Genomic DNA, 20910 nt, shown 5'->3' with positions numbered 1-20910 from the left:
CTCGGGTCAGAGAAGGAAGCCGGCGGGGAACGGATCGGTGGGATCCAGCACGTACTGCGCGGTGCCGGTCACCCAGGCACGCCCGTTGATGGTGGGCACCACCGCCGTCACACCGTTCGCGAGAGTGGTCTCCTCGACCAGCCGACCGATGAACCGGGTGCCGATGAAGGACTCGTTGACGAAGTCGGTGTGCAGCCCCAGCTGACCGCGGGCGTGCAACTGGGCCATCCGTGCGCTGGTGCCGGTGCCGCAGGGGCTGCGGTCGAACCATCCCGGATGGATGGCCATGGCGTGCCGGGAATGGCGGCCGTCGGAGCCGGGCGCGATCAGCTGCACGTGATGGCATCCGGAGATCGCCGGGTCGGTCACGTGCACCGGCTCCGCCTGCTCGTTGATCGCCGCCATGATCGCCAGCCCCGCGTCGAGGAGGCGCTGCTTCTCCGCGCGGTCGAAGGGCAGCCCGAGCTCCTCCAGTTCGATCATCGCGTAGAAGTTGCCGCCGTACGCCAGGTCGTAGCGCACCTCGCCGAGGCCCGGCACCGTGACCGAGGCATCGAGCGCATGGCTGTAGGACGGCACGTTGCGCAGCGTCACCGAGCGCGCGGCGCCGTCCTCCACCTCGACCTCGGCGACGACCAGCCCGGCGGGGGTGTCCAGGCGGATCGTGGTCGTCGGCTCGGTGACCGGGACCATGCCGGTCTCGACGAGGACCGTGGCGACACCGATGGTGCCGTGCCCACACATCGGCAGGCAGCCCGAGACCTCGATGTAGAGGACACCCCAGTCGGCGTCGGGTCGCGTCGGCGGCTGGAGGATCGCGCCGGACATCGACGCGTGGCCTCGCGGCTCGTACATCAGGAGCGTGCGCAGCTCATCGCTGTTCTCCAGGAACCAGCGGCGCCGCTCCATCATGGTCGCGCCGGGCAGGGTGCCCACCCCGCCGGTGATCACCCGGGTGGGCATGCCCTCGGTGTGCGAATCGACGGCGTGCAGCAGTCGGCGGGCGCGCATGGCTCAGGACAGCCCGGCAGCCAGGGCCGCCTCGGTGGCCTCGCGGACGGCCTTCTCCTGCTCCGGCAGGAGGGGCTGCCGCGGCGGTCGGCAGGGCCCGCCCGTGCGGCCCACGATGTCCATCGAGAGCTTGATCGCCTGGACGAACTCAGTCTTGGAGTCCCAGCGCAGCAGCGGGTGCATCAGCCGGTAGAGCGGCACCGCCGTCTCGAGGTCCTGCGCGACGGATGCCTCGTAGAGCCGCACCGTGGCCTGCGGGAAGGCGTTCGTGTAGCCGGCGACCCACCCCTTCGCGCCGGCGAGGCCGACCTCGAGGACGACGTCGTCGGTGCCGATCATGACCTCCAGCCCGGGGGCCAGTTCGGCCATCTCGTAGGCCCGGCGCACGTCACCGCTGAACTCCTTGACGGCGACGATGAGGCCCTCGTCGTGCAGCCGCGCGAGGAGCTTCGGCGTCAGGTCGACCTTCGTGTCGATGGGGTTGTTGTAGGCCGTGACCGGGAGCCCGACCTTGTTGATCTCCCGGAAGTGCTCCACCACGGCGCGCTCGTCGGCGCGGTAGGCGTTGGGTGGCAACGCCATGACGACCTGCGCGCCGGCCTCGGCCGCCTGCTCCGTCCAGCGACGGGACTCCAGCGCCCCGTAGGCCCCGACACCCGGCATCACGACGAAGCCCTCCGGTGAGGCATCGACGGCGACCTGCACCACGCGCGCGCGCTCCTCGGGCGTGAGCACCTGGTACTCCCCCAGCGAGCCGTTCGGCGTGACGCCCTGGACGCCGTTCTCGGCGAGCCAGCGGACGTGCTCCCCGTAGGCGTCGAAGTCCACCGAGAGGTCGTCCCGGAAGGGCAGCGCGGTGGCGACCAGCACGCCGTGCCAGGGCTGGGTGGGCTCGGCTGCGGAGGGGGCAGGGGAGGGATGCGACGTCATGGCGATGGCCTTCTCTTCGAGGGTCGAGCAGTAATATGTACCATATTACTGCGTCTCGACGTGCGGAAGATCTCAGTTTGGTGACAGCCCGGGTGGAGTGCTGGTCGAGTCTTCCCAGAGCGCGCGGGGTCTGGTTCTGTAATACATCACACGTTACATCTCGCACCCCGACCAGCGCCGTGCCTCAGCCGTCGCTCCAGAGAGAGGGAAGCCGCTCATGACACTGCCGTCCCGTCGGCCCCGCAGCCGTTCCGCCTACCTCGGCGTGTTCGCCGCCTCGATCGTCCTGACCGGCTGCGGAGGCGGCCTGCTCTCCTCCGGCGAGGAAGGGGGCGGCTCGGACGAGCCCATCGTCCTGGGCATGATCACGCCGCTGTCCGGCAGCAGCGCCGCCATCGGCCCGTACATGCAGAACGGCGCACAGCTGGCCATCGACGAGATCAACGCCGACGGCGGCATCGACGGGCGCGAGCTGGAGCTCGTCGTCGAGGACGGCGCATGCGATCCGCGCACCGCCACGGCGGCGGCCAACAAGCTGGTCACCGACGGCATCGACATCTCCATCGGCGGCTACTGCTCGGGCGCGACGCTGCCGACGCTGCCGATCTTCGAGAAGGCCGGCGTCCCCATGATCATCCCGGCCGCGAACTCCACGGAGCTCGTGGAGCAGGGGCTGTCGAACGTGTTCCTGATCAACGGCACCGGCACGCAGCAGGCCGATGCCGCGGTCGAGTACATGACCGGGCAGAACGCGACCCGGGTGGCCCTCGTCGACGACAACACCAGCTACTCCACCGACATCGCGGAGCGGACCGCGGAACTCCTGGAGGAGGGTTCGGGACCCGAGGTCGTCCTCCACGAGTCGGTGACGGCCGGAGAGAGCGACTACAGCGCGAACGTCAACGCCGTGGTGCAGTCCGACCCGGACTTCGTCTACTGGACCGGCTACTACCAAGAAGGCGGGCTGCTCGTCCGTCAGCTGCGTCAGGCGGGTTACACCGGCCCGATCATGGTGGCCGACGGCTCGGTCGACCAGCAGCTGGTCGAGATCGCCGGACCGGAGAACGCCGAGGGCGTCTTCGCCACCATGACGCAGACGCCCGACACCATCCCCGGTGCCGAGGACTGGATCGCGGACTACCGCGAGAAGTTCGACGCCGAGCCGGGCCCCTACTCGACGCAGTCCTACGACGCTGTCCGGGTGGCGGCCGAGGCGGTGCGCGAGGCCGGCTCGACGGACACCGAGGACGTGATCGCCGCACTGGAGGGCATCGACGGCCTGGAGCTGTTCTCGGGCCCGCTGAAGTTCACCGAGGAGCACACCCTCAGCAGTGGCGGCTTCCTGATCCTGTCGGTCCAGGACGGGAAGTTCGCGCTCGAGGACGCACTGGACTGACAAGCCGACGTGGCCGGCGCCCTCCAGGGCGCGCCGGCCACTTCTTCCTCGAGAGAGCGGACCGATGTCGCAACTGATCTGGAACGGGCTGTTCGTCGGTTCCTTCTACGCACTGGTCGCACTGGGCTACAGCATGGTGTACGGCATCATCAAGCTGCTGAACTTCGCCCACGGCGACATCTACATGCTCGGAGCCTTCGCCGGCTTCGCGATGCTCACCATGGCCGGTGCGCTGGCCACGTCGGCCGGCTTCCTCGCACTCCTCGTCGTCCTGCTGATCGCCATGCTGGCGACCGGAACGGCCGGGCTGATCCTGGAACGGGTGGCCTACCGGCCGCTGCGCTCGGCACCCCGGCTCTCGGTCCTGATCACCGCCGTCGGGGCGTCCTTCGCCCTCGAGTACGGCATGCGGCTGGTCGCCGGACCCAACCCGGAGGTCTACCCGGTCCGGCTCGAGGGCACCACGGTCCACCTCCTGGGCGCCCGCGTCACCGTCCAGCAGCTCGCCCTCGTGGTGATCGCGGTCCTGCTGATGCTCGGCCTGCAGTGGCTGATCATGGGAACCGGCACGGGCCGAGCGATGCGGGCCATCGCCCAGGACCCGAAGGCGTCCCTCTACATGGGCATCAACGTCAATGCCGTCATCGCCCGGACGTTCTTCATCGGCTCGGCCCTCGCGGGGGCCGCCGGGGTCATGGCCGGGGCGTACTACGGGAAGATCGACTTCCTGATGGGCTTCATCATCGGGCTGAAGGCGTTCACGGCCGCGGTGATCGGTGGCATCGGCAACATCAAGGGCGCCATGCTCGGCGGCCTCGTCCTGGGGATGCTCGAGGCCTTCGGCACCGCCTGGCTGGGCGGTGAGTGGCGGGACGTCTTCGCCTTCAGCTTCCTGATCCTCTTCCTGACCCTGCGCCCGACCGGACTGCTCGGCGAACGCGTGACGGAGCGTGTCTGATGACCTGGAACCGGAAGAAGGCGCCGACCAGCGCCGACACCCCGCGCGCCCGCGTTCTCAACCGACTCCTCGGTGAGCGCCGGCTGGGATGGATCGGGCTCGCGGTGGCCCTGCTGGCCCCGTTCGTGGACGCCTCGAACTACTCGCTGTCGGTACTGACGTCCGCGGCACTGTTCGTGATGCTCGCCGTCGGGCTCAACATCGTCGTGGGCTACTGCGGACTGCTCGACCTGGGCTACGCGGCGTTCTTCGCCATCGGGGCCTACGTCAGCGGCGTCCTGGCGACCACCTACGGCTGGTCCCTGCTGGCCACCGTGCCCGTCGTACTGGCCGCCGCGGTCCTCGCCGGCGTCATCATCGGCGGACCCACCCTGCGGCTGCGCAGCGACTACCTGGCGATCGTCACCCTGGGCTTCGGGGAGATCATCCGGATCACGGCCAACAACCTGGACATCACCGGGGGCCCGTCGGGCATCTACGGCATCCCCGGCCTCGAGCTCTTCGGGCTGGACCTCAGCAGCCCGGTCGCCTTCTACTACGCCGTCGTCGTGATCGTCGCGCTGGCCGTCGTCGGGGCTGCCCGTCTCGGCCGCAGCCGCATGGGCCGGGCCTGGCGGTTCATCCGGGAGGACGAGGACGCCGCCGAGGCGATGGGCATCCACACCTACAAGCTGAAACTGGCGGCGTACATCGCGGGGGCGGTCTGGGGCGGGCTGGCCGGCATCCTGTTCGGCGCCCAGCTGTCGGCGATCTCGCCACAGAGCTTCACCTTCCTGTGGTCGGCGCTGATCCTGCTCGCTGTCGTCCTCGGCGGCATGGGTTCGACGCCGGGCGTCGTCCTCGGAGCGGTCTTCGTCAGCGTGCTGCCGGAGCTCCTGCGCGACGCCGCCGACTACCGGTTCTTCGTGTTCGGGGTGCTGCTCATCGTGGTGATGATCTTCCGGCCCCAGGGCCTCTGGCCGTCACAGGCGTCGGAACGAACCCCGGCCCGACGTCCCGAAGTTCAGAAGGAGGACGCATGGCAGGCGTAGCGGACGCACCGGGGACCCTGTCCGCGGGGCCACTGCTGGACGTGCAGGACCTGCACCTGGACTTCGGCGGGATCAAGGCCGTCGACGGGCTCTCGTTCTCGGCCCACGACGGCGACATCCTGTCGGTGATCGGACCCAACGGTGCGGGCAAGACCAGTGCGTTCAACTGCATCACCGGCTTCTACAAGCCGACGGGCGGGAAGGTGCTGGTCGAGGGGAACGACATCACCGGGGCGCGGCCGTCCGCGATCGCGGCCCGTGGCGTCTCGCGGACGTTCCAGAACCTGCGGCTGTTCGGCGAGCTCACCGTCCTGGACAACGTGCGCGCGGGCATGCACATGCGGATGAAGCAGAACGCTTTCGATGCCCTGCTGCACACCCCCCGGTTCCGCCGGTCGGAGCGGCAGGCCACCGAGGAGGCCAACCACTGGCTGGACTTCGTCGGCCTGCGCGGGGATCGGGGTGGGCCTGCGCGCAACCTGCCCTACGGCGAGCAGCGCCGGGTGGAGATCGCCCGTGCCCTGGCACTCGGCCCCAGGTTGCTGCTCCTCGACGAGCCGGCGGCCGGCCTGAACCACGGCGAGAAGCTGGAGCTGCTGGACCTGCTGCGGAGGATCAGCGCCCTGGGCACGGCGCTGGTGCTGATCGAGCACGACATGGGGCTGGTCATGCAGGTCTCCCGGCGGATCGTCGTGCTCAATTTCGGCAAGCAGATCGCCGACGGCACTCCGGAGGAGGTCCGCCGGAACCCGGCCGTGCTGGAGGCCTACCTCGGCAAGGACGAGGAGAGCCACGCGGACGAGACGGAGGTGCCCCATGACTGAGTCCTCGACCGGCCGGGCTCTGCAGATCGACGGCCTGGACGTGTACTACGGCCGGGTGCACGCCCTGCGCGAGTTGTCCATCCACGTCGACGAGGGGGAGATCGTCGCCCTGCTGGGGAACAACGGGGCAGGCAAGACGACCACCCTGGCGTCGGTGTCCGGGGTGGTGCCGGCCAGATCCGGCCGCATCCAGGCCTTCGGCACGGACGTCACGACGGCCAAGCCGTGGGAGATCGTGGGCGCGGGCGTCGTCCACGTGCCCGAGGGACGGCGGATCTTCTCGCGCCTGACCATCCACGAGAACCTCCAGCTGGGCGGATACCTGGTCAAGGACGAGAAGGTCGTGGACCAGCGCATCGAGGAGGTGTACGAGCGCCTTCCCCGCCTCGCCGAACGCCGGACCCAACAGGGCGGCACTCTCTCCGGCGGCGAGCAGCAGATGCTCGCGGTGGGAAGGGCCCTCGTGGCCGGCCCCCGGCTGCTCATGCTCGACGAACCGTCGATGGGCCTGGCCCCGCTGATCGTCGCGCAGATCATGGATCTGGTGCAGCGCATCAACGAGTCCGGCACCTCGGTCCTGCTCGTGGAGCAGAACGCCCGAGCGGCACTGCGGATCGCGCATCGGGCCTACGTGGTGGAGAACGGCGAGATCACCCTGGAGGGACCGGCGAAGGAGCTCGCTGCCGACAGTCGGGTCATCGACGCCTACCTGGGCGCATGATGACCGGCCGACCGACACCCCTCCGGGCGGACGCGCTTCCCGCGCGGGTCACCACGTCGGACTACCACACGGCCGGCGAGCCGTTCCGCATCGTCACCGAGGGCCTGCCGGCCATCCCGGGCGGCTCCGTGCTGGAGCGGCGGGCCGCGGCCCAGGCCGATCCGGCGATCGACGTCGTGCGGCGACTCCTGGTCAACGAGCCCCGGGGACACGCGGACATGTACGGCGGCTTCATCGTGCCGCCCGACGATCCCGGGGCCCACTTCGGCGTCCTCTTCTGGCACAAGGACGGCTACTCGACCGCCTGCGGCCACGGCACGATCGCGCTCGGCACCTGGGCGGTGCAGAGCGGTCTGGTGGACGCGTCACCAGACGGCGACACCGACGTGGTGATCGACGTCCCGTCCGGCCGGGTGACCGCCCGGGTGACGTGCTCGGCCGGACAGGTGCAGCACGTCGCGTTCCGCAACGTGCCCGCCTACGTCCTGGGTCGGGACGTCGAGGTGCAGACCCCCGGGGGAACGGTGCGGGTGGATCTCAGCTACGGCGGCGCGATCTACGCCTCGGTCCCTGCCTCGGCACTGGGCCTGGAGGTCCGACCCGCGCACTACGCCGACCTGCTGGCCGCGGGGCGGCAGATCAAGTGGGCACTCCAGGGCACCGACTGGGCGCGGCATCCCGGGGATCCACGGCTGGACGGCATCTACGGGACCATCATCTACGAGGATCTCGGTCGAGAGGACGGTGGGGTGAGGCAGCGCAACGTGACCGTCTTCGCCGACGGGGAGGTCGACCGTTCGCCGTGCGGGTCGGGCACCTCGGCGCGGCTGGCTCTGCTCGCCGACGACGGAACGCTGGGGCCCGCAGACGTCCTGCTGCACGAGTCCGTCGTCGGCACCCGTTTCGTGGGGCGGGTGGTGGAACCGGCCACAGTAGGCTCGCGCGCTGCGGTCGTCTCCGAGGTCCAAGGCGCCGCGTACCGCACCGGAGAACACGTATTCGTCCTCGAGCCCGATGACCCCGTCGGTCTCGGCTTCACGTTGAGATAGGAGGCCGACTTGGACGCGGACGTCGGCACGGACGGCTCAGCGGAGTCCGCCGCCGCCAGCCTGTCGCTCCCGCAGTTCGGCCAACGGCGCAACCTGCGGCAGGAGATCGCAGTGGCACTTCGCGCCGCCCTCGTCACCGGTGAGATGCGTCCCGGCGTCGTGTACTCCGCGCCCGCGCTCGCCCAGAAGTTCGGCGTCTCCGCGACACCGGTCCGGGAAGCCATGCTGGACCTCGCCGGCGAGGGGCTGGTCGAGCCCGTCCGGAACAAGGGGTTCCGGGTCGCCGAGCTCAGCGAGCAGGACCTGGACGAGATCACGTACCTGCGGTCGCTCATCGAGGTGCCCGCCGTCGTCGACGTCGCCTCGGCGATGGACGACCGGATGCGTCCTCGGGCAGAGGCGCTACGCCCGCTGGCGCGCGCGATCGAGCGACTCGCCGAGAAGGGCGACCTCATCGCCTACGTGGAAGCCGACCGGAGGTTCCATCTGGCGTTGCTCGACCTCACCGGCAACCGGCATCTCGTCGACCTCGTGGCCAACCTCCGCGCCCGTAGCCGCCTCTACGGTCTTCAGCAGCTCGCCGAACGAGGCGAGCTGGCCCAGTCGGCCCGCGAGCACGAGGAGATCGTCGATCTCGTCCTGGAGGGGCGATCGGAGGCTGCCGGTGACCTGATGCGTCGGCACATCCGGCATGTCCGTGGCGCGTGGGCCGGACAAAAGGAGCCGACGGCCTGAGCTCGCCCCCTCCAGGACGTCGGCGACGGCTGGATGTGGCCTGCGGCGGTGCCGTGGGCCGCTGCTTCTGATCACGTGGTTCGATCAGAGCGCAGTGCCCTGCTCAGCGCAGCGTCACCGGCAGGTGCTCGAACCCGCGCAGCGTCTGCAGATCGCGCCGCACCGGCCGGCCGCTGACCCGTAGCACGGGGAACCGCTCGGCCAGCGTCCGCAGCCCGATCACGCCCTCCAGCCGGGCGAGGCCCGCGCCGACGCAGTAGTGGATGCCGGCGGAGAACGCCAGGTGCTCGCGGGCATTGGCCCGGCCGATGTCGAACCGGGCGGGGTCGGCGAAGACGTCGGGGTCACGGTTCGCGGCGCCGAGCAGCACGGTGACCCGCGTACCGGGCCGCACACCGCGGCCGGCCAGGGTCACGCCCTCCTTGGCGGTCCGGCCGGTGATCTGCACCGGGCTGTCGTGGCGCAGCACCTCCTCCACCGCGCCGTCCCAGCCCGACGGGTCGGCGACCAGCGCGTCCCACTGATCGCGATGGGCGTCGAGGAGCACCACGGCGTTGCCGAGGAGGTTCACGGTCGTCTCGAAGCCGGCGCCGAGCAGCAGCATCACGGTGGCGTGGAGCTCGCGTTCGGTCAGCGCCTCGTCGTCCGGCAACCCGACGAGCAGGCTGACCAGGTCGTCGCCAGGCTCGCGACGCAGTCGCGCGAAGTGCTCGCGCAGGAAGCCGTGCATGGCCCGCAGCGCACGTTCCGCGGTCAGGTACCGGCGGAAAGACAGACCGGGGTCCAGAGTCGCCGCGGCCGCCGCGCCCCAGCGCAGGAAGTCCTCGCGCCGCTCGGTGGGCACGCCCAGCAGATCGGCGATGACCAGGACCGGCAGCTGGGCGGCGTAGGTCTCGATGAGGTCGACGTGCCCGCCCCGCAATTCGAGGGCGTCGAGCAGGGCGTCGGCCGTGCGCTGCACCGCCGGCTCGAACGCGGCGGTCGCGCGGGGGGTGAAGGCGCGGCTCACCAGCCGGCGGAAGCGGGTGTGATCCGGAGGGTCGACGACGAGCATCGACGGCGGCTCGGCGACGCCGGTCGCGTCCGGCTCGTCGCCGAAGCGCAGCGCCCACCGGATCAGCCGGGGCGCGGCCGACCGGTCCCACCCGACTCCGAAGCGGTCCGAGCGGAGGATCCCCGAGGCGACGGCGTGCGAGGGCGTCACCAAGCCGATGCTGCCCGGAGAGACCGGCCCCCGGGCGCGGAGTTCCTCGTAGAGGGCGTACGGCTCGTCGCGGGCCGCCCGGTCCCGCAGCAACCGGCCGACCAGGTCGCCCTGGCGGGCGCCCCGCTCGAGGAGGACGCCGGGCAGGCCGTGCCGGACCGCCCACCTGGCGACGGTGCGCGCCGGCCGTAGCGCAGCGGCCGGGGTGCGCGCCGGCCGGCCGACGGTCGCGGCGGTCTCCGTGCTCACCGGCGCAGTCTGTCAGCGACGACGCCGTCCCGTCCTGTCCCCGAGGCGGCGGGCGGGACGGCGTCGGAGTGGCTCAGGCCTCGTCGGTCGGCGCTGGGGCGTCGCCCGGGTCGCCGTTCCAGTCCTTGCCGGCCGTGTCGGCGTTCTCCGACGCGCTGTCGGTCTGGCCCGCAACGGTCTGGACCATCTCCTCGTCGGAGAGGCCCTCGCCGGCTGCGTGCACGTCTCCGGTGGGCTGGCTCATCACGCGGTTCCCTCTCTGTCGCCGATGGATCTCCCCCCGCCCTCCCCGATCACCCGCCCCGGCAAACCAGCCACGGCGCCCGACGCGGAGATCAGTACGCCGGGGGACGGAGCTCCAGCCAGACCCGCTTCCCGCCGCGGTGGTCCTCGACGCCCCACCGGTCGGCGATGGCCTGCACCATCCGCATCCCGCGAGGAGAACGACGCCGACGGCCGCACCACCGGGGCGGCCAGCGCCTTCCGGCCGCAATCGTCCCGACCGTCCGGTCGGACAGGGCGATAGTGTGATCCACATGACTGTTGAGCTGACCAAGGATTCAATCGATCTCGGCGTCGTCACAAAGGACCCGGCCGCCTGTCTCGCGTTCTACCGGGACGTCCTGGGCCTGAAGGATCTCGGCGAGTCGCCCATGCCGGGCGGGACCATGCACCGGCTGGGCTGCGGCACGAGCGTCATCAAGCTCATCTCGCCGCGGAAGCCCCCGGCGGCCGAGGCGCCTCCTGGCGGTCTCCGGGGCGGCACCGGGTACCGCTACTGGACCATCAGCGTGAGCAACCTCCCCGAGGTCGTCGCCGCCGCCGAGTCGGCCGGGCACCCGGTCGTCGTCCCTCCCACGGAGCTGCGCCCCGGGGTGTCCATCGCGATGATCGAGGACCCGGACGGCAACTGGGTGGAACTGCTCACCGGCGAGTGACCGACAGCCGGGCGCCGGAACCCGGCGCCCGGCTGCCACTCAGTAGGAGGCGCGGGCCGGGGCCGACTGCCCGGACATCGGTTTGATGACCGGCGTCTCCCACTCCGACGACACGACCTCCACGACCGACGGCTTGCCCTGGACGGCGAAGGCCTCGTCGAGTGCGGCATCGACGTCCTCGATGCGATCGACCCGGACCGCGTGCGCCCCGAGGCTCCGCGCCGTCGCCGCGTAGTCGACGTCCCCGAAGTCCTGGGACACGTAGTCGCCGGCGTACCGGCGTTGCACGACGTGCTTGTTCCAGCCGAGCACGGAGTTGTTGAGCACCACCGACACGACCGGCATCTCGAACCGGGCCAGGGTCTCCACCTCGGTCAGGGAGTAGCCCCAGCCGCCGTCGCCGGCCAGGCAGACGACGCGGCCCTGGCTCCCGACGTCGGCCAGCCCGAAGGCGGCACCAACGGCGGCCGGCAGACCCCAGCCCAGACCGGCCACCCCGCGCGGCGCCAGGATGCGCCGCCCCGGCTGCTCCACCCGCCAGCCGGAGCCCATCCATCCGGAGGACAGGCTCGCGTCGGTCACGACCAGGTCGGCCTCGCCCAGTCGCCCGCCGATCAGACCGACGACGTCCTGCGGCTTCACGGCGTCCCCCTCACGCGGACGGGCGAGGACGTGCTCGCCGTCCCACCAGTCGGCGGCCCTCCGGGTCAGGTCGCCGACGTCCCAGTCGAAGGACAGCTCGGCCGTCGACAGCGCGTCGAGCAGGGCCCGCAGACCGAGCGCGGCGTCCCCGTGCAGGCCCAGGGCCGGGGAGTTGCGCCCGATCTCCTCCGCGTCGACATCCAGGTGGACGACGGCGGCCCCGGGGGCCGGCAGGTCCCAGCCCAGGGTCGCCGCCTGTCCGAGCTTGGCCCCCACCACGATGAGGCAATCGGACTCGGCGAGCAGGTCGTTGGCCACCGGCACGCCGAAGGAGCCGGAGATCCCCATGGCGAGGGGGTGGGTCTCCTCGATGAGGCCCTTGCCGCTGATCGTGGTCGAGAACGGCACCCGCAGCCGCTCCACGAGTGCCCTGGCCTCGGTGCCCGCGCCGGCGATCTGCGCCCCGCCCCCCAGGAGCAGCATCGGACGACGGCTGCGCCCGATCACGTGGGCAGCGTCGCGGACGGCGTCGGGATCAGGTGCGCTGCGGAACCTCGGGTAGCGGGCATCCACCGGCGGCAGCGGTGCCTCGACCGCGTCGGCGGAGAACACGTCGTCGGGAATCTCCACCACCACCGGGCCCGGCCGGTTCGACGTCGCGACCCGCAGGGCCTGGCCGACGACGTCGTCGATGGCTTCCGGAACCCCGACGTGGCCGAACCACTTCACGCAGGGCTCGAGGAAAGCCCGCTGCTCGAACCCCTGGGACGCCGACCCCAGGTGTCGCCGGTGCTCCCACGCCCGCGGGATGTCGGCGACGATCGCGATCAGCGGGATCGAGGAGCTCCGGGCCTCGACGAGGCCCGAGACCAGGTTGGTCGCGCCCGGACCGACGGTGGCGTCGCAGGCTCCGGCCCGCCCGGTGGTGCGGGCGTAGGCATCGGCGGCGAAGACGGCACTGCGCTCGTCGCGCATCAGCACGTGCCGGATGGCGTCCCGTCGGACGGCCATTCCGTTGTAGAGGGGCGAGGTCTGCCCGCCCGGCACTCCGAAGGCCGAACGGATGCCGGCCTCCACCAGTAGATCGACCACGCGCTGTCCGACGTGCATCAGGTCACTTCCTGTCGTTGGTGTCGTGGGAGGGGGTTGAGGGGGACGGTCGGGGCTGCGGACGTCGTCCCGGGCGCCGGACGGACCAGCGTCTCCCGAACGAAGAGGACGGCGACGACGCTGAGGGCGAGGGCCCCGGCGCCGACGGCGAACGTGGTCGCCGTGGTCATGCTCTGGAGGAGCAGTCCCACGGTGACCGGGCCGACGAACAGGCCCAAACCGGACGAGGTCCGGTGAATGCCGACGGCGACGCCCCGGATGCTGGGATCGGCAACGTCCGCCAGGATCGCCGGCAGCGCCGCGCCCGCCAGGCCCATCCCGATGCCGAGCGCGGTCACGCCGATCCACGTCGCCGGCACGGTGCCGACGATCAGGCTCACGAGGCCGGCGCAGAGCACCGCGGTGCCGGCGAGCAGGACTGGCCGTCGGCCGAACCGGTCGGCGGCGGGGCCGGCCACGAACAGGCAGACGCCGTTCGCCACCGCGGCGGCGCCCAGGAGGAAGCCCACGAGCAGCGCGGTGTACCCGAGCTCCCCCTGGGCGAGGACGGGAACCGCGGTGTTGCGCAGCCCGGCGACCATCCAGAACAGCACGAAGGTCACGCACAGGCTGATGACGAACGACCGGTTGGTCATCAGCCGGCCGAGCGGCCGACCGCCCGCGACCGGGGCGGCCCTCGCGTGTGGCCGGGCGAGCCCCGGCATCACCACGATGGCGACGATCGAGAGCACCAGCGACAGGGCCGTGGTGCCGGCGTAGAACCAGAAGGGGCCGCTGACCCCCCACGCAGTGACGGCGACGCCGCCCATCACCGGGGAGAGCGAGACGCCCAGGAGGACGACGCCCTGGTGCAGCGAGAGGAATCGGGCCATCCGCCCGTCGGGCAGCGCCGCGATGATCGACGACAGGACGGCGGTGTTGTGGACGGCCGACCCCGCGCCCTGGACGGCCTGGGCGGCCAGCAGTCCCCACAGGGGTGGTCCCAGGCCGGCGGTCACCGCCCCGCCCAGCGTCAGCAGGCAACCGACGGACGCGGCGCGCGCGAAGCCGAGCCGATCGACGAGCAGCCCGCCGGGGATGGAGAAGAGCAGCCGGCCGAGCGCGAAGGCGCTGAGGATCCAGCTCGACTCCGCCACCGTGAGACCCCGGCTCTCGCCCAGGAGCGGCAGTCCAGGGGCGAGCAGGGCGACCCCCGAGACCATGAGGAACGTCGCCACCGTGACCAGAGCGAAACCGAGCACGGTTCGCCCCGGAGACCCCGCACGCCCGTGGCGGGTTTCTGGATCGCTGGACGCGCTCACCTCGCTGACTCGTGGACGCGCTCGGCCGCCGACCACCGGTCCGGAGTGCCCGGCCGGACGTGCGCCCGGCCCTCGCGCACCAGCCGCTCGAGGTGGCTGTGCGCCTCCCCCAGTGCGGACCGGCGCTGGAGACCGCGCAGGTCGCTCCATGGGCGGGACCAGGAGATCGTGGTCGCGACCTCCCAGACCGTCGAGGCACCCGCGCGCAGGACGGCCTCGACCTGGTCCAGTCGCTCGTGGTGATGCTCGGACAGGACGTCGATCCGTGCGTCCAGGTCGTCGATCGGCCACTCGTGACCGGGCAGGCCGAGGACCGCACCGGAGCCCCGGAGCTTGGCGATCGACCTGCGGTAGTGCCCGAGCGGGTCCTCCCCCTGCTGCGGCCGCTGGGAGATGTTCGGCGTCACGCGGGGCAGCACGTGGTCTCCCGTGAAGGCCATCCGTCGTGCTTCGTCGACGAAGCACAGGTGCCCGACGGTGTGGCCCGGCGTGTGAACGGCCGTCATGGTCGGTCGGCCCGGCACCTGCTGCCCGTCCCGGAGGAGGCGGTCCGGCCGGATCCGGGGCGTCGTCGCCGCGATCGTGGGCCCGTGGTCACGCAGCGCCTGCACCTCGTCCGGCGGGGCGCCGAGGGCGTGCAGCCAGCTCACCATGTCCTCGAGCACCGCCGCGATCTCCTCGTCGGTGCACGGGATCCGATCCGCCTCGAGGGGATGCATGCCGATCCAGGCCGACGTCCGTTGGCGCAGCCGCTCGGCCAGGCCGTAGTGGTCGGGGTGGATGTGGGTGATCGCCACCCCGGTCAGGTCGGCGAGCGAGGCGCCGGCGGTGGCCAGCCCGGCCTGGAGGGCACCCCAGCACTCGTCGGAGTCCCAGCCGGCGTCGACCAGCACCAGGCCGGCGTCGGCCTCGATCACGTAGGACAAGGTGTACCGGAGCGGGTTGGGGAACGGTAGCGGCACGCTCCACACCCCCGGCACCACCTCGCAGGGCTCGGGCACGGTGCGCTCAGTCATCGCCGTCGCCGTCCGAGGAGCCCTCGTCCGGGAAGGAGAGGAGGACCTTCCCGCGCTTGCCCGAGGAGGCGAGGTGGTCGAACGCCGCGGCGGCCTCGGTGTGCGGGAAGCACGCCTCGAGGTGGGCGACCAGCCGCCCGGCGAGGAGCGGGACCACCTCGTGGGCGAAGGCCTGGACGGCCAGCGCCTTCTCCTCCGGAGGACGGTTCCGGAGGTTGGTGCCGGTCAGCGAGGCCCGCAGCCGCATGAGCGACCGGACCGACAGGCTCATCTCGTCGCCGGCCGGGACGCCCACTATCACGATCCGGCCCCGCGGCGCCAGTACGAGGGGCAACCGGGCGAGGTTCGCGCCGCCGACGAGTTCGATCACCAGGTCGAAGAGACCGAGTCGCTCGGGGTCGCCGTGCAGCAGGTCGTCCTGCGGAACGGCGCCGGCACCCAGCGAGCGGATGAACTCCAGCCCCGCCGACGAGCGGCTCGTGCCCACGGCGAACCCGCCGAACGCCGCCACGAGCTGGAGCGCGGCCGCACCGACCGCGCCGTTGGCCCCGTTCACGAGCACCCGGTCGCCTGGTCGGAGCCTGCCCACGGTCCGCAGCGCGTCGTGCGCGGTGATGAAGGCCTCCGGGGCGGCCGCCGCCTCGTCGTCTCCCATCTCGTCCGGGACCGGGGCCAGGCACCGATCCAGAGCGAGGACGCGCTCGGCGAAGCCCCCGCCGTCGACCAGGCCGAACACCCGGTCACCGGTCCGCCAGCGCACCACCCCCGGGCCGCAGCGCTCCACGGTGCCGGCCACCTCGATGCCGCCGATGTCGGTGGGCGCTCCGGCCGGCGGGGGGTAGCGCCCCTCGCGCTGGGCGATGTCGGCGGGATTGAGCCCCACCCGCCGCACCCGGACGAGGACCTCGCCCGGCCCGGGCTCCGGGACCGCACGCTCGACCACGCGGAGAACCTCGTTGCCGCCCGCACCTTCGAACACGATCGCCTGCATCGTCGAAAACCACCCGTCGTCGACCCGGTGAGCTGAGGGACTGCCGAATCGCTCAGGGAGCCATGTAGGCCCCACCGTTGATGTCGATCGTGTCGCCGGTCAGGAAACCGGCCTCGTCCCTGCACAGGTAGGACACGAGCGCGGCGATGTCCTCCGGCTCGCCGAACCGTCCGACCGGAGTGGCGGCGATCAGCCGGGCGTTCACCTCGTCGGAGACGCCGGCGGCCATCGGCGTCCGGATGCGTCCCGGGGCGATGGAGTTGATCGTGATCCCCATCGGGGCCACGGCCGGAGCGAGGGTGCGGGTCAGTCCGTTGATGCCGGTCTTCGTGACCCCGTACGGCAGGCCCGCGAGCATGGCGCCGGACCGGCCCGCCTTGGACGACATGTTGACGATGCGGCCCCAGCCCCGCCGCTGCATGTGCGGGATGACCGCGCGGCAGGCCAGGAACGGTCCCGTCAGGTTCACCCGGACCACCCGCTCCCACTCGTCCAGGCTGGTCTCGTGCGGCGGGACGCGGGCTCCGTCGGCCTTGGGGGAGATGGCCGCGTTGTTGACCAGGACGTCCACCGACCCGTGCTCGGCGACCACCCGTTCGACGCCGTCGCTGACCTGCTCGGCGGAGCCGACGTCGACGGCCATCAGGTGGATGCTCCCGGTGGCGGCGAGGTCCTCGAGGCCCTTGTTCGCGCGGACGACGTCCTCGAGGTCCCATGCCACGACGGTCATGCCGTCCTGGGCCAGGCGCAGGGCGATGCCCTGCCCGATCCCCTGGCAGCCTCCGGTGACGATGGCCACCCGCCGGGTGTCCGTTGCCTCGGTCATGATCGGTTCTCCTTCTCGACGGTGGGTGCGGGCCCGGTGGCCGGCGGGTACGGCGGGAACTGCGCGGGCCGCTTCTCCAGGAAGCTGCGCACGCCCTCGGTGGCGTCGGGCGCACGGAAGGCGGCAGCCATCTCGTTCGCCGCCGCGCGGAGCGCCGGCTCCACCGGGCGGCCCTGGTCGGCGTAGACCTGTTCCTTGATGACGGCCGCCGACCGCGGGGAAACGGTCCCGGCGATGCGGGTGAGCACCTGGAGGACCCCCGCCCGGAGGTCGTCCGGCTCCACCAGCCGGCTGACCAGCCGCATCGCGTGGGCCTCCTCGGCATCCACCGTGCGGCTGCTGAGCAGCATGTCGAGGGCGTCACCGAGTCCCACGATGCGCGGCAGAAGCCACGAGGTGCCGTGCTCGGCGATGAGCCCGCGCTCGGGGAACGCGGCCCGGAAGCGGGCGTCGGTCGCCGCCACCCGGATGTCGCACGCGAGGGCGAGGGCCAGCCCGATCCCCACGCAGGCCCCGTGGATTCCGGCGACGACCGGCGTGGGGGTGTCGAGCGCCCGCGTGATCCGGCGCTCGAGAACGTCGTCGGCCACCTCCGCGGCCGGCCGGTCAGCCGCCAGCAGCGCCCGCACGCGGGAGAGGTCGGCACCACCGCAGAAGGCCCGTCCGCGGCTGACCAGCCCGATCGCCCTCGTGCCGGGGTCGGCCCCGAGCTCGTCGAGCGCATCGAGCAGCCCGAGCTCGAGGTCGGTATCCCACAGGTTGAGCGACCCGGGTTCGCCCATCTCGATCAGGGCGACGCCGTCGACGGGGCGAGCGACGGAGACGCTGTGGACAGCCGTCATCAACTGCTCCTTGCACGTGGTGACAGGGGGATGGATCTGGTCCCGCCGCGCGGCGAACGGGAGCGCCGCGCCGGCCCCGGGCGGCCGGGCTACTGGCCGGTGTAGACGCCCGCGCGCTTCTCCCGGCGGGCGGCGAGGGCCTCCTGGTGGTCCTCGCTCATCATCGAGATCTTCTCCCAGGCCAGGGACGGCTCGAGGACGAGATTGGTCATCCACGCGACGTAGCGGTTGACCGACGTCTTGGTCGCGCGGACCGCGTAGGGCGGCAGCGCGGCGATCTCGCGGGCGAGGTCCATGGTCTCCTTGCGGAGCTGCTCCAAGGGCACGGAGCGGTTGACCAGCCCCATGTCGGCGGCCTCCCGCCCGCTGAGCATCCGGCCGGTGATCATCATCTCCTTGGCGAGCAGGGGGCCCACGAGCAGCGGCCACATCACCGCCCCGCCGTCACCAGCGACCAGGCCGACGTTGACGTGCCGGTCGCCGATAGACGCCTCGTCGGCCATGACGACCATGTCGCAGAACAGCGCCAGCGTGGCGCCGAGCCCGGCTGCCGGGCCGTTGACCATCGCGATGATCGGCTTCTCGACCGACACGAAGGCGTTCATCAGGTGCCGCCCCTGCGAGTACACCTTCTTCGGCGCCACACCCGGCTTGTGCCGGTCGGTCATGCTCTTGACGTCGCCGCCGGCGCAGAACCCGCGGCCCGCCCCGGTCAGGATCGCGACCCGGGAGTCGTCGTCGTCGTCGAGCCTCAGGAGCGTCTCCCGGAGCTGGTCGCTGGTCTCCGGCGCGATCGCGTTGAGCCGCTCGGGGCGGTTGATGCTGACGACGACGACGTCGCCCTCGTACGTGACGTCGATCTGCTCGGTGGACTCGATCATGGGAACTCCTTGCTCGGGTATGGGCGGGGCGGGTCAGGACGCGGCGCTCAGGGCCGGCCCGAAGGTCGCCATGAGGTCGGGGCAGGTGACGACGGCGTCGCCGAGAACGCGGTGGTGGTGGCGGAGGGAGCCGTACGCGAACTCGAGCGCCTTGCCGCGCTTGAGCCACAGGTGCAAGTCGTGCTCCCAGGTGAAGCCGATGCCGCCGTGCACCTGCAGCGTGTGGTAGCTCGCCGTCGTGGCGGCTGCGTTGGCCGCCGCCTTCGCCGCGCTGCTCGCCAGGCCGGCGTCGGCGTGCCCCTCGGCCACCGCGGTGAGGGCGTACCAGGCAGCCGGGCGCGCCGTCTCCACCTCGAGGGCGACCTCCGCGAGGAGATGCTTGACGGCCTGGAAGGAGCCGATCGGCCGGCCGAACTGCTCCCGCTCCTTGGCGTAGGCGACCGTCATGTCCAGCAGCCGACGGGTCACGCCGTTGAGGACGGCGGCTGCCGCGGCCGCGCCGCGCGATCGGGCGTCGACCCGTGCGGCGTCGGGCAGTCGCGTCCCGGCGTCCGGGACCCCCCGCAACGCCGCGGTGTGCCGGGCGCCGTCCATCGAGGGGGCCGGTTCGCGGGTGAGCCGGTCGCCGGGCACGAGGTGGAGGCCGTCGTCGAGCTCGAGCAGCGCCAGGTCGGCGACCGTCCCGTAGGGCGCTGCGGGCGCGTCCATCAGCTGGGCGGTTGCCAGGACCTCACCCGATGCGATGCGGGGCAACCAGGTCTCGCGCTGCTCGGGCGAGCCGTGCTCCCGCAGGATCGGGACGACGATCGCCGCCGTCTCCAGCAGCGGCTCCGGGAGCGCGGCGTAGCCCGCCTCCTCCAGGAGCACGGTCAGCTCGGCGTCACCGAGGCCCGACCCCCCGAACTCGGTGGGCACGTTGGCGCCGAGGAAGCCGAGGTCGGCCATCCTGCGCCAGCGGGACCGGTCCTGGTCCGCGTCCGGCTCCCACGCGGCCCGGACGTCCCCGGGGGTGCAGGTGCGCCCGAAGAGGTCGCGGGCGGTCCGGCGCAGATCCTCCTGCTCGGCGGTGAAGGCGTACGTCATCGACGCGGCTCCTTGGGGAGGCCGAGCACGCGCTCGGAGATGATGTTCTTCTGGATCTGGTTGGTCCCAGCGAAGATCCGGGTGGCGCGGGAGAACCAGTAGTTGTCCTGCCACTGCTTCGCGCCGGGCAGGGACTTTTCGTCGTCCTGCAGCTCGGCGCGGGCGGCCAGCACGCGCATCCCCACCTCGTGGATCTGCGCGGTCATCTCGGACCAATACAGCTTGTTGTAGCTGGCCTCCGGCCCGTCGTGGCCCCGCATGGAGTCGGCGACCGTGCGGCCCACGTGGTGGCGGTACACGCTGACCGCCGTGAGGAGCCGGCCGAGGTCCTCGCGGACGCCGACGTCGTCGGCCTGCCCGAGCGACGTGACGAACTCGCGCAGCTGCGCGAGGTCGTTGAGGAACTTGACGTAGGTGCGACGTCCGGCGCCCCGCTCGTGCCCGAGCGCCTCCATGGCGACCTGCCAGCCACCGTTCAGCTCGCCCATGACGTTGGCCACCGGGACCCGCACGTCGGTGAAGAAGACCTCGGAGAACCCGGTCTGGCCGTTGATCTGCTTGATCGGGCGGACGTCGATGCCGGGCGTCCGCATGTCGATCATCACGTAGGTGATCCCTCGGTGCCCCGACTGCGGATCGCCCGTGCGGACCATGCCGAACATCCAGTCGGCGTGCATGCCACCGGAGGTCCAGATCTTCTGACCGTTGATGACCAGCTCGTCCCCGTCGAGCACGGCGGACGTGCGGAGGTTGGCCAGGTCACTGCCCGCGCCCGGCTCGCTGAAGCCCTGACACCACAGGTGTTCGCAGCTGAGGATGGCCGGCAGCCAGAACTCCTTCTGCTCCGGCGTGCCGTACTTCATGATCGTCGGGCCGGCGAGCATCAGCCCGCCCAGGTTCATCCTCGGGGGCGCGCCGGCGCGCTCGTACTCCTCCTGGAAGACGATCCTCGCGTCGAGGTCGGCCCCCTTGCCGCCGTACTCCACGGGCCAGTGCAGCGCCGCGTAGCCCGCCTCGAACAGCGTGCGCTCCCAGGCGCGGTGCGCGTCGAGGATGTCGCCGGACTCCGGGTCGGGCAGGCCGCCCTCCGGGACGTTGGCCTCGAGCCAGGCGCGGATCTCCGCGCGCCACTCCGCCAGCGCCCTGGTCTCCTGTCGAGCCGCAGTGGTCAT

The 20910-nt window shown here is 71.8% G+C and carries 21 protein-coding genes; 8 read left to right on the top strand and 13 right to left on the bottom strand.

Annotated features, from left to right (window positions below):
• Window positions 1-6 precede the first annotated feature (6 nt).
• Together CHB94_RS15520 and CHB94_RS15515 are read right to left on the bottom strand one after the other, a co-directional pair.
• On the bottom strand, window positions 7-1011 hold the full coding sequence (locus tag CHB94_RS15520) for a proline racemase family protein (protein ID WP_089337473.1): 1005 nt from the start codon (window positions 1009-1011) through the stop codon (window positions 7-9).
• A gap of 3 nt (window positions 1012-1014) precedes the next feature.
• Window positions 1015-1941: a dihydrodipicolinate synthase family protein gene (locus tag CHB94_RS15515; protein ID WP_089337472.1), complete on the bottom strand. Its 927-nt coding sequence runs from the start codon at window positions 1939-1941 to the stop codon at window positions 1015-1017.
• A 217-nt stretch (window positions 1942-2158) separates the two neighbouring features.
• On the opposite strand from CHB94_RS15515, the gene CHB94_RS15510 reads away from it, so the two are divergent.
• The 7 genes from CHB94_RS15510 to CHB94_RS15480 all read left to right on the top strand — a co-directional run bounded on the left by CHB94_RS15510 (window position 2159) and on the right by CHB94_RS15480 (window position 8655).
• Window positions 2159-3337, top strand: coding sequence for a branched-chain amino acid ABC transporter substrate-binding protein (locus CHB94_RS15510; RefSeq protein WP_089337471.1), 1179 nt, complete (start codon window positions 2159-2161; stop codon window positions 3335-3337).
• Between the two features lie 64 nt (window positions 3338-3401).
• Window positions 3402-4295: a branched-chain amino acid ABC transporter permease gene (locus CHB94_RS15505; RefSeq protein WP_089337470.1), complete on the top strand. Its 894-nt coding sequence runs from the start codon at window positions 3402-3404 to the stop codon at window positions 4293-4295.
• On the top strand, window positions 4295-5326 hold the full coding sequence (locus CHB94_RS15500) for a branched-chain amino acid ABC transporter permease (protein WP_089337469.1): 1032 nt from the start codon (window positions 4295-4297) through the stop codon (window positions 5324-5326). Before CHB94_RS15505 ends, CHB94_RS15500 begins: the two co-directional genes overlap by 1 nt.
• Window positions 5314-6150, top strand: a complete 837-nt coding sequence (locus CHB94_RS15495) for an ABC transporter ATP-binding protein (protein ID WP_089337468.1) — start codon at window positions 5314-5316, stop codon at window positions 6148-6150. The genes CHB94_RS15500 and CHB94_RS15495 overlap by 13 nt, the downstream gene beginning before the upstream one ends.
• Window positions 6143-6871 (top strand): ABC transporter ATP-binding protein, encoded by a 729-nt coding sequence (locus CHB94_RS15490; RefSeq protein ID WP_089337467.1) that lies wholly within the window; start codon window positions 6143-6145, stop codon window positions 6869-6871. Before CHB94_RS15495 ends, CHB94_RS15490 begins: the two co-directional genes overlap by 8 nt.
• Entirely contained in the window at window positions 6868-7920 is a 1053-nt protein-coding gene (locus CHB94_RS15485; RefSeq protein ID WP_254920683.1) for a proline racemase family protein, read from the top strand. The genes CHB94_RS15490 and CHB94_RS15485 overlap by 4 nt, the downstream gene beginning before the upstream one ends.
• A gap of 9 nt (window positions 7921-7929) precedes the next feature.
• Window positions 7930-8655 (top strand): GntR family transcriptional regulator, encoded by a 726-nt coding sequence (locus CHB94_RS15480; RefSeq protein WP_089337465.1) that lies wholly within the window; start codon window positions 7930-7932, stop codon window positions 8653-8655.
• 103 nt (window positions 8656-8758) lie between these two features.
• Here CHB94_RS15480 and CHB94_RS15475 read toward each other — a convergent pair whose 3' ends face one another.
• Both CHB94_RS15475 and CHB94_RS25275 read right to left on the bottom strand, forming a co-directional pair.
• Complete coding sequence (locus tag CHB94_RS15475) at window positions 8759-10108, bottom strand: cytochrome P450 (RefSeq protein WP_089337464.1); 1350 nt, start codon at window positions 10106-10108, stop codon at window positions 8759-8761.
• Between the two features lie 73 nt (window positions 10109-10181).
• Window positions 10182-10352 carry a hypothetical protein gene (locus CHB94_RS25275; protein ID WP_176445589.1) on the bottom strand — a complete coding sequence of 57 codons (171 nt, stop codon included), beginning with the start codon at window positions 10350-10352 and terminating at the stop codon, window positions 10182-10184.
• A gap of 292 nt (window positions 10353-10644) precedes the next feature.
• Here CHB94_RS25275 and CHB94_RS15465 point away from each other — a divergent pair, with 292 nt between their 5' ends.
• Window positions 10645-11046, top strand: coding sequence for a VOC family protein (locus tag CHB94_RS15465; RefSeq protein ID WP_141137517.1), 402 nt, complete (start codon window positions 10645-10647; stop codon window positions 11044-11046).
• A gap of 39 nt (window positions 11047-11085) precedes the next feature.
• On the opposite strand, the gene CHB94_RS15460 is transcribed toward CHB94_RS15465, so the two are convergent.
• The 9 genes from CHB94_RS15460 to CHB94_RS15420 all read right to left on the bottom strand — a co-directional run bounded on the left by CHB94_RS15460 (window position 11086) and on the right by CHB94_RS15420 (window position 20910).
• Window positions 11086-12798: a thiamine pyrophosphate-binding protein gene (locus CHB94_RS15460; RefSeq protein ID WP_089337462.1), complete on the bottom strand. Its 1713-nt coding sequence runs from the start codon at window positions 12796-12798 to the stop codon at window positions 11086-11088.
• Window positions 12798-14039, bottom strand: a complete 1242-nt coding sequence (locus CHB94_RS15455) for an MFS transporter (RefSeq protein ID WP_176445588.1) — start codon at window positions 14037-14039, stop codon at window positions 12798-12800. Before CHB94_RS15455 ends, CHB94_RS15460 begins: the two co-directional genes overlap by 1 nt.
• Window positions 14040-14095: 56 nt before the next feature.
• On the bottom strand, window positions 14096-15115 hold the full coding sequence (locus CHB94_RS15450) for an MBL fold metallo-hydrolase (protein ID WP_089337460.1): 1020 nt from the start codon (window positions 15113-15115) through the stop codon (window positions 14096-14098).
• A complete protein-coding gene (locus tag CHB94_RS15445; protein ID WP_089337459.1) occupies window positions 15108-16106 on the bottom strand; it encodes an alcohol dehydrogenase catalytic domain-containing protein in 999 nt (332 codons plus the stop codon). The genes CHB94_RS15450 and CHB94_RS15445 overlap by 8 nt, the downstream gene beginning before the upstream one ends.
• Window positions 16107-16158: 52 nt before the next feature.
• Window positions 16159-16932, bottom strand: a complete 774-nt coding sequence (locus tag CHB94_RS15440) for an SDR family NAD(P)-dependent oxidoreductase (RefSeq protein WP_089337458.1) — start codon at window positions 16930-16932, stop codon at window positions 16159-16161.
• Window positions 16929-17774 (bottom strand): enoyl-CoA hydratase-related protein, encoded by an 846-nt coding sequence (locus CHB94_RS15435; protein WP_089337457.1) that lies wholly within the window; start codon window positions 17772-17774, stop codon window positions 16929-16931. The genes CHB94_RS15440 and CHB94_RS15435 overlap by 4 nt, the downstream gene beginning before the upstream one ends.
• A gap of 89 nt (window positions 17775-17863) precedes the next feature.
• Complete coding sequence (locus CHB94_RS15430; protein WP_089337456.1) at window positions 17864-18655, bottom strand: enoyl-CoA hydratase/isomerase family protein; 792 nt, start codon at window positions 18653-18655, stop codon at window positions 17864-17866.
• 33 nt (window positions 18656-18688) lie between these two features.
• The gene (locus CHB94_RS15425) at window positions 18689-19738 is read right to left on the bottom strand and encodes an acyl-CoA dehydrogenase family protein (protein WP_089337455.1); all 1050 of its coding nucleotides are present in this window, start codon (window positions 19736-19738) and stop codon (window positions 18689-18691) included.
• Window positions 19735-20910, bottom strand: a complete 1176-nt coding sequence (locus CHB94_RS15420) for an acyl-CoA dehydrogenase family protein (RefSeq protein WP_089337454.1) — start codon at window positions 20908-20910, stop codon at window positions 19735-19737. The genes CHB94_RS15425 and CHB94_RS15420 overlap by 4 nt, the downstream gene beginning before the upstream one ends.

Origin of the sequence: Blastococcus mobilis, assembly GCF_900188025.1 — a bacterium.
Lineage (GTDB): Bacteria > Actinomycetota > Actinomycetes > Mycobacteriales > Geodermatophilaceae > Blastococcus_B > Blastococcus_B mobilis.
The sequence above is the reverse complement of the archived record's forward strand: the minus strand, read 5'-3'. Positions and strand labels throughout refer to the sequence as shown.